This window comes from Rhodococcus sp. (in: high G+C Gram-positive bacteria) (assembly GCF_049286785.1).
GTDB lineage: Bacteria > Actinomycetota > Actinomycetes > Mycobacteriales > Mycobacteriaceae > Rhodococcus_F.
Map to the genome: position 1 here is coordinate 1 of NZ_JBAQEO010000748.1, position 2,136 is coordinate 2,136.

Sequence of the window (2,136 nt, forward strand, 5' to 3'; positions counted from 1 at the left end):
AGTGTCCAGCCATCTTCGTAGAAGACGTCTTGCGGTATCGGGGTGCCGACCGTTTTGGTCCGGAACAACGGTGGAGCTGGGCGACGGTGGGTCAGCGCGCTCCCGCGCAGAGGTGGTGTGAGGACTCTTTTCGCGAGCTCGTCCGGTCCCGGCATGTGGGAGGCTCGGCGCAGCATCGCGTGTGCGGCGCGTACGGGAAGTGTGGGGCGTGCGGCCATGATCCGACCTATCGCGGTCGCAGTACGGATAGCCCGGACGACGTGTCTGCTTCGCTCCGGCTGGTAGGTGTCGAGCAGTCGGTCGTCGGCGTGACCGCGGAGGACGGCGGCCAGTTTCCAGGCGAGGTTCATCGCGTCGCGTTGTCCGGCACCGAGCCCTTGGCCGATGAAGGGGGGCGTGAGGTGGGCGGCGTCGCCGAGTAGGAAGAGCGGTCCGCTGCGCCAGGTCCGCGCGACTCGGGCGTGGTGGGAATAGGTGGTGTGCCGCAGAACCCGCAGGCCGCCATCGCCGGCCGACACCCACGGTTCGAGCAAGGTATACACGTGGTCCTCGGCGATATCGTCGTCGGAGTCGGAGGAGTGATCGTCGGGGAGGCGGAACTCCCAGCGGTATCGGTCGTCGCCGATCTGCATGAACGTCGCGGATCGGGGCCCGGCACAGAGCTGGTGTACCCCGGGCCACATCTCGAGGTCGCGGCCGCAGTGGGCATCGACGACCAGCCAGCGCTGGGCGAACCCGAGATCTCGTGTGCCGGTGCCGATCGCGGCCCCCACCGCGCTGTTCGCGCCGTCGCAGCCGAGCACGTACCCGGCGGTGATGGTGGACTCGTGTCCGGTGTCGGTGCTGCGGATCGTCACCGCTGCCGTGCCGTCCGCTCTTTGCCGCACCCGCACCGCCTCGTGCCCCGGGATCAGGGTGACTCCCGGGTGACGTTCGAGGTTCGCCCGCAGAACCCGCTCCAGATCGGGCTGGTCGAACATGTTGGTCTCCGGCCAGCCGTGCACCCCGACCGGGCGGTCACGCCGAATCTCGACCAGAGTCCGCAACTGCGCGTCCACCAGCCGCATCCCGAGGGCGGGCCGGCATATTCGGGTGATGTCGTCCGCGACCCCGGCAGCTTGCAGGATCCGGAGCACCTCGTCGTCGAGGTGGACCGCCCGAGGCAGTGGGTAGGGGCTGCGGTGACGTTCGATTACGGTGCTGCCGATTCCGTGGCGGGCGAGAAGCGTCGCCGTCGTCAGGCCGGTGGGTCCGGCGCCGACGATGATCACCGGAACGGCTGGGGGAACGCGGTTCGACGCGGCGATGTTCGGTCAGCCCTTGGTCAGCACGATCGAGAACTGCACCTGGCCGGTGTCCTCGACGACGATGTTGGGGAACAGGGTGGGCTTGTTGATGTGGTAGTCGGTCCACACCGTGTCGATCGCGCCCGCCGTCTCGATGTTTTCACCGGACCGCCGGACCTGGAAATTCGTGGTCACGTCGCGGGTCTGATCGCGCAGCGTGAGCTTGCCGTTGACTGGCACGGTGACGGTGCTGCCGTCGCCCGGTAGTGCGGACAGGTCGACCGGTTGGGATATCTCGAAGGTCGCGGTGGGCTGGGAGGCTGTGTTCATCACCAGAGTGCGGAACATGGTGTCGCGTCGGCCGTCGTCGGTGGCGATCGAGGCCACGTCCACCTCGACCTTTCCGGCCGTCAGCACCGAGTCCTGCACCGTGACACCTCCGGTGACGCGGTCCGTCTGACCGCGGACGAAGTTCCGCTGGCCGCTGAGCGTTTCCCAGACTTCGTAACCCGCGCGCGAGCCCGGCGACACCGTCCACGCGCCGTCGAGTGGCCCGTCGGCGGCCACGGGCGCCGGGTTGCCGGACAGGTGCAGGGCATCGGGCTGGTCGCCGTGCAGGAATTTCGCATACACCCAGGGACCGACACCGACCAGCGCGAGCACGACGACGACACCGGTCACGATCCACCACACCCGCTTGCGCATGAAGTGAACGTAGCGGACCGAACCCGATCCGGCGCGGGCTTATGACCGCGTGCGGGTGTTGATTGCGTCGGAGATCAGCCTGGTCGCGTCGAGTGCGCTCAACTCGGCCGCGAGCTCGCGGGCGTGGGTTCGGTACGCGGGGTCG

At 68.3% G+C, this 2,136-nt stretch carries 2 protein-coding genes; both read right to left on the reverse strand.

What is annotated here, in order from left to right; genetic code table 11:
- A partial coding sequence (locus WAW17_RS27205; RefSeq protein ID WP_422335973.1) for a bifunctional 3-(3-hydroxy-phenyl)propionate/3-hydroxycinnamic acid hydroxylase occupies positions 1-1,271 on the reverse strand: 1,271 nt, incomplete at its 3' end.
- Positions 1,272-1,313: 42 nt separating this feature from the next.
- Positions 1,314-1,991 (reverse strand): YceI family protein, encoded by a 678-nt coding sequence (locus tag WAW17_RS27210; protein WP_422335974.1) that lies wholly within the window; start codon positions 1,989-1,991, stop codon positions 1,314-1,316.
- Positions 1,992-2,136: the final 145 nt, after the last annotated feature.